A 6,292-nucleotide genomic window follows, 5' to 3' on the forward strand; every position below is an offset into this window, starting at 1 on the left:
GGCGCGCGCGCGGACGCCGGCGACGGGGCCGGAACACGCTGCGCGGTCTGCCGCGGCAGGAACACCAAGCGCAGCGCGTCCTCGGCCACGGCACGCGGCGGCGCCGACGGCGTGCCCCACAGCAGGCGTCCCAGCAAGGCCAGAATCATCGCCGTCGCCAGTGCCGCCCACAGCTGCAGCCATCGGTCTTGCGCAGGAAGGGGGGTCACGACGGTCGAGGATCCATGGGCAGGCGGCGAGGACGAATGTGGGGGACGGACCGGTGAAGCGTGCCGCGAGTTCCGTTGCCGGCGCGTGCCGCCGCGCGCGGCAAGCGGCAACATGGCGTCACCGGCGCCCGCCCCGTGCACGCAAGGCCTTGTCGCGTCAGGGATTGCGTCGGTGCATGCGCAAAACGGCTAAGGTGACGCGCACCGCCGGCGCGACAGCCGGCGTACAGCCAACGGGCACCGACGCCCACCCTGCCGCAGGAGAACCGCATGATCCGACGCCTGGCCGCCGGCCTGCTCGGCGCCGTACTGGCGCTGCCCGCGCACGCCGCACCCTCGCACCTGGACAGCGTCCTGCAACGCGGTGTGCTGCGCGTGTGCACCACCGGCGACTACGCGCCCTACAGCCGCCTGCACAGCGACGGCACCTACGAAGGCATCGACATCGCCCTGGCGCAATCGCTGGCCGAGAGCCTGGAGGTCAAGCTGCAGTGGGTGCCCACGCGCTGGCCGACCCTGCTGCCGGACCTGCGCGCCGACCGCTGCGACATCGCCGTCGGCGGCATCTCGGTATCGCTGCCGCGGCAGCGCCAGGCCTGGTTCAGTGCCGTGCTGGAGGTCGACGGCAAGATCCCGCTGGTGCGCTGCGCCGACCGCACGCGCTACCGCACCATCGCCCAGATCGACCGGCCCGAAGTGCGGGTGATCGAACCGCGCGGCGGCACCAACGAGGCGTTCGCCCGCCGCGAACTGCCGCATGCGCAGTTGCGCCTGTCCGACGACAACCCCGCCATCTTCCGCGACCTGCGCGAGGGTCGTGCCGACGTCATGATCACCGACGCCTCCGAGGCGCGCTTCCAGCAGCGCCAGGTGCCCGGCCTGTGCGCGGTGGCGCCGGAGCAGCCGCTGCAGTACAGCGAGAAAGCGTTCCTGCTGCCGCGCGACGACATGGCCTGGAAGGCCTACGTCGACCAGTGGCTGCACCTGAGCAAGGCCAGCGGCGCCTATGCACGGATCGTGGCCGCGTGGCTCGGCGATCCGGAGACAACGCGCTAGGCCTCCCGCCTGCCCGCGCGCAGCCGCTATGCTGCCGCGGCCGGCGGCGTTCGCCCCGGCATGGGGATTCAACAAGGAGAGAGCATGAGACTGCAATGGAAAACGCTCGCGCTGGTGAGCGTGATGTTGCTGGCCACCGGCTGCGCGACCAACAGCGTGGTGCACCAGAGCTACAAGGCGACCACCGCCGAAACCTACTGGTACCAGCTCACCGGCAACGACGACACCGATGCCGAGAGCCTGACCATGTTCCGCCGCCAGCTCGACGCGCAACTGGACGCGGCGCACCTGCACGGCACGCAGGGCCAGGCCAATGCGCGCAAGATGACCATCGTCATCGATCACTACTACATGCGCAGCAACGGTGCGCGCTTCTGGGCCGGCATCATGGCCGGGCGCGACAAGATCAAGAGCCGTGTCACCGTCGCCGATGCCAACGGCAAGACCGCCGCGCAGTTCGACGTGGAATCGACCAACAGCACCGCCTGGGGCACCTCCGAAGGCCTGATCGAGCGCCACGCGCAGGAGATCGTCGCGCGGCTCAAGCAACTGCAGTAGTGCGTGCCGCCCGTGCAGGACCGCACCGGTCCTGCACGGGCGCCGAAGCGCACCAACGCGCTGCCTGCTGCAGCTCGAATCGCTTGATCCGGCGACACGCAAGCCGGATGCGGCTTGCTCTGTAGGAGTCAAGTGTCATGCAGCCGCGACGCGCGATGTGGTGTGCGTTCCGATGGCGCAATGCGTCGGGACTGAAGTCCTTCCCACAGTGCACCCGGGGGGCTCGCCGCAAGCCCCTGTGGCAGCGACTTCAGTCGCGACGGAGCTTTCCCGGTAACGCGCGTCGCGGCTGACGCCGCCCCTACGGGACGTGCCTCGGAGTGATGAGAGAGGCCCTTGGTCGATCAAGCGGCACGTCAAGTGCGCAAGAGGGCCCGTGCAGTGCCGGTACCGCTCAGCCGGCCAGGCCCAGCTGCTCGGCCAGGTCGCTGCGCGGCGACCGCCCGTACAGCCGGCTGTATTCGCGACTGAACTGCGACGGGCTCTGGTAGCCGACGCGGTAGCCGGCCGCGCCCACGTCCATGCGTTCGACCACCATCAGCCGCCGCGCCTCGCGCAGGCGCAATTGTTTCTGGTACTGCAGCGGCGTCATTGCCGCGACCGCGCTGAAATGGTGATGCAGCGAGGACACGCTCATGTTGACCTGGCGCGCCAGATCCTCGATCCGCAGCGGTTCGGCGTAGTGCTGGCGCAGCCAGGCGATGGCCTTGGCGATGCGGTTGCTGGGGCTGTCCTCCTGGGCGATGCGCAGCAGATTCGGCCCGCACGGCCCGACCAGCAGGCGATACAGGATCTCCTGCTCGATCAGCGGCGCCATCGCCGCGATGTCGGCCGGGCGTTCCAGCAGCCGCAGCATGCGCAGCGTCGCGTCCAGCAGGTCCGGGCAGGCGGTGTTGACCGACACCCCGCGCGGGCGCTCGGCGCCGACCTGCGGCGGCAAGGGGATGCGCTCGAGCAGTTCGCGCAGCCGGTCCGGCCGGATCGACATGCCCACGCCCAGCAGCGGCTGTTCCGGGCTGGCCTGGGTGATACGCGAGACCACCGGCAGATCCAGCGTCACCAGCAGAAAGGTGCCCACGCCGTAGTGGTACTCCTCGTTGCCCAGGGTCAGGCATTTCTCGCCCTGCAGCACCAGCGCGAAGACCGGCCATTGCGCGGTATGCGTCTTCGGCGACGGCGCGGAGCGGTAGGAACAGAAGAAGCCGTCGATGGCGGTGTCGTGGTCGCCATCGGGGACGGCCAATCGGGCAACCAGGGCGGCCATTTCCTGGTAACGGTGGGCGAGCGCGGTCATCGGCAAGGGCGCCGTAGCGTGCGGAGGAGGAAGGCAAGCTTGCACGATGCTGCGCCGGCACGGACCACGGCGCGACGCGGCTTGCAGGATCGTACAAGAATTCCGTTGGATCGCGCTAACGCGCCCGCGGCGCGGGCCAGCATCCTGTGTCGGCCGGTTCCCGCACCGGCGCCGTCCCGGAACGCCCGCCCCCGCCCGCCTGTTCCGGCCGTTCGGCCCTGTCCCTTCCCCCATGCCCCTCGTCGCGCTGCCGCGTCGCCGCCAGCGTGCCGTGCGGGCGACGCAGACCGCAGGAGAGACCGATGCATCCCCATACCGAAGCCCTGGAAATCGCCACCTTCCGCCTGCTCGACTGCACCTGGCGCACCTTCCTGCGCGCCAATGCCGAGGTCGATGCCTGGCTGCAGCGCCAGCCCGGCTTCCGCTCGCGGCGCATCGCCCGCCGCCGCGACGGCAGCGTGGTCGACATGGTGCTGTGGGACAGCGTCGCGCACGGCACCGCGTCGGCACGACGGCTGATGCGCGAACTGCAGGGCGCGGCGATCCACGCCCTGATCGATCCGGACACGGTGTCGTGGGACATCGCCGCGGTCCAGCACGTCAGCGGCGAGGAAGGCGACACCGCGGAAGACGCCGCCGAGGCCGACAGCCTCGCGGCGTGACCTGCGTGGCCGGCGCCGCGCGCGGCTGGCTCAGACCCAGCCGCGCCGGCGGAACCAGGCCAGCGGCAACAGCATGCTCAGCGCGATCACGCCCAGCGCCCAGTAGTAGGCGTCGTGCCATTTCAGCTCGGGCATGTGCGCGAAGTTCATGCCCCAGATGCCGACCAGCACCGTCGGCGGGATGCCCACCACCGAGGCCACCGCCATCACCTTCATCACGTTGTTCTGGTCGACGTTGATCATGCCCAGCACGCTGTCGAGCAGGAACTCGATGCGGTCGTTCAACTGCTGCTCGAACTCGCTCAGCGTGACCAGGTCCTTGTGCAGCAGGCCGATGCGCTTGGCCGCGTCCTCGCCGAACCAGTCCGGCGCCGCATCGTCCAGATAGGTGGCCAGGCGCAGCAGGCCGTGGCCGGCGTTGTGCATGCCGCCCAGGCGCCGGCCCATGTCGCCGACGTCGTGCAGCATCCGCTCCAGGTGCCGCGACTTGTGCCGCGCATGCGGCCGGTCGAACGCCACCCGCGTGGTCTCGGTGATCTGCGCCTCCAGCGCCTCCAGGCGATCGGCCAGGCGTCCGACCAATTGATCGAGCAGGCGCAGCAGCAGGTCGTCGCTGCTGCGACAGGGGCTGTGCTGCAACTGCGCGGCCACCGCATCCAGCGAGGCCATCGGCTGCTCGCGCTGGGTCACCAGCACCCGCGGCGACACCGCGAAACCGAGCGGCGCGGTCGGACCGTCCTCGTCCTGGAAGCGCGGCACGTTGAGGAACAGCACCTCGCCTTCCACCCGCACCCGGCTGCTGAACTCGATCTCGCCGATGGCCGCGCGCGTCGGCACCGCGAAACCGACCTTCTCGTCGACCTCGGCCAGCTCCGCCTCGCTCGGCCGGCACAGGTCCACCCAGCACACCGGCGTGTCGGAGGTACCGCCGAGGCGATGGATGGTGATCATCGGGACTGGCTCGCGCAGGAAAGGCCGCGAGCATCCGTCAGCGCGCGCGGAGCGTCAACGCCCGCTGCGGGCACCGGTTCAGGCGCTGCGCCGCTTCAACGCGTAGCCCACGCCCAGCAGCAGGAACCACACCGGGCTGGCGAACAGCGCCTGGCGGGTGTCGGCCTGCAGAGTCAGCAGCGCCAGCACGAAGGCGAAGAACGCCAGGCACACGTAGCACATGACCACCCCGCCAGGCATCTTGAACGCGGAGGCCGCATGCAGCTGCGGGCGCTTGCGCCGGTAGGCGATGTAGGCGCACAGGATCAGCGACCAGACGAACATGAACAGCACCGCGGCCAGGGTGGTGACCAGGGTGAAGGCGGTGACCAGGTTCGGGATCAGGTACATCAGCACGGTGCCGCCGAGCAGGCAGGCGCAGGAGAACAGCAGCCCGCGCGCCGGCACCGCCGCGCGCGAGAGCCGGGCGAAGCCGCGCGGCGCGTGGCGCTCCTCGGCCAGGCCGTAGAGCATGCGGCTGGTGGAGAAGATGCCGCTGTTGGCCGAGGAGGTGGCCGAGGTCAGCACCACGAAGTTGATCAGACTGGCCGCGGCCGGCACGCCGGCCAGCACGAACAGCTCCACGAACGGGCTCTTGCCCGGCACCACCTCGCGCCACGGCGTCACCGCCATGATCGCCACCAGTGCCAGCACGTAGAACACCAGGATGCGCACGGGAATCGAGTTGATCGCCTTGGGCAGGTTGCGGCGCGGGTCGGCGGTCTCGGCGGCGGTGGTGCCGACCAGTTCGATGCCCACGAAAGCGAACACCGCGATCTGGAAGCCGGCGAAGAACCCGCCCAGCCCCATCGGGAACATGCCGCCGTCGTTCCACAGGTTGGCCAGCGAGGCCACGTGCCCGGACGGCGACTGGAAGCCCCAGGCGACCAGCCCGGCGCCGGTGAGGATCAGCGCGCAGATCGCCACGATCTTGATCAGCGCGAACCAGAATTCCATTTCGCCGAACAGCTTCACCGTCACCAGGTTCAGCCCCAGCAGCAACAGCACGCACAGCATCGCCGGGATCCACGGCGCCAGTGTCGGGAACCAGAACTGCGCGTAGGCGGCGATCGCGATCACGTCGGCGATGGCGGTGATGATCCAGCAGAACCAGTAGGTCCAGCCGCAGAAGAACCCGGCCCAGGGCCCCAGCAGATCGGTGGAGAAGTCGATGAACGACTTGTACTCCAGGTTCGACAGCAGCAGCTCGCCCATCGCGCGCATCACGAAGAACAGCATCACGCCGATGATCAGGTACACGAACAGGATCGACGGCCCAGCCAGGCTGATGGTCTTGCCCGAGCCCATGAACAGGCCGGTGCCGATCGCTCCGCCGATCGCGATCAACTGCAGGTGGCGGTTGGACAGGCTGCGCTGCAGGTGGTCGGGCTGGGCGGACGGATCGGTCATGGGCGCAGGCCATCGCGAGGGATTAGCCTGCAAACATAGAAGATGGCGGCAGCGCGCGCCAGCCGCGCGTGCGCCGGGTGGCGCCCGCGGCGGCACGGACGGCGCCGCATGCC

The 6,292-nt window shown here is 69.7% G+C and carries 7 protein-coding genes; 3 read left to right on the top strand and 4 right to left on the bottom strand.

Going from position 1 to position 6,292, the window contains the following annotated elements; genetic code table 11:
* The coding region (locus D180_RS23765) for a hypothetical protein (protein ID WP_157835418.1) at positions 1–209 on the bottom strand (209 nt) is incomplete at its 3' end.
* 270 nt (positions 210–479) lie between these two features.
* Here D180_RS23765 and D180_RS03985 point away from each other — a divergent pair.
* Both D180_RS03985 and D180_RS03990 read left to right on the top strand, forming a co-directional pair.
* A complete protein-coding gene (locus tag D180_RS03985) occupies positions 480–1,265 on the top strand; it encodes a transporter substrate-binding domain-containing protein (RefSeq protein WP_017911768.1) in 786 nt (261 codons plus the stop codon).
* An 84-nt stretch (positions 1,266–1,349) separates the two neighbouring features.
* A complete protein-coding gene (locus tag D180_RS03990; protein WP_017911769.1) occupies positions 1,350–1,823 on the top strand; it encodes a DUF4410 domain-containing protein in 474 nt (157 codons plus the stop codon).
* A 394-nt stretch (positions 1,824–2,217) separates the two neighbouring features.
* Here D180_RS03990 and D180_RS03995 read toward each other — a convergent pair whose 3' ends face one another.
* Entirely contained in the window at positions 2,218–3,117 is a 900-nt protein-coding gene (locus tag D180_RS03995; RefSeq protein WP_017908446.1) for an AraC family transcriptional regulator, read from the bottom strand.
* A gap of 302 nt (positions 3,118–3,419) precedes the next feature.
* Between D180_RS03995 and D180_RS04000 the strand changes: the two genes are divergently transcribed.
* Positions 3,420–3,779, top strand: coding sequence for a hypothetical protein (locus D180_RS04000; protein WP_017908445.1), 360 nt, complete (start codon positions 3,420–3,422; stop codon positions 3,777–3,779).
* Positions 3,780–3,809: 30 nt separating this feature from the next.
* Here D180_RS04000 and D180_RS04005 read toward each other — a convergent pair whose 3' ends face one another.
* Positions 3,810–4,730 (bottom strand): CorA family divalent cation transporter, encoded by a 921-nt coding sequence (locus D180_RS04005; RefSeq protein WP_017911770.1) that lies wholly within the window; start codon positions 4,728–4,730, stop codon positions 3,810–3,812.
* 78 nt (positions 4,731–4,808) lie between these two features.
* Positions 4,809–6,179, bottom strand: a complete 1,371-nt coding sequence (gene cycA, locus D180_RS04010; RefSeq protein WP_010340292.1) for a D-serine/D-alanine/glycine transporter — start codon at positions 6,177–6,179, stop codon at positions 4,809–4,811.
* Positions 6,180–6,292 lie beyond the last annotated feature (113 nt).

The organism is Xanthomonas sp. SHU 166, assembly GCF_000364685.1.
Lineage (GTDB): Bacteria > Pseudomonadota > Gammaproteobacteria > Xanthomonadales > Xanthomonadaceae > Xanthomonas_A > Xanthomonas_A sontii.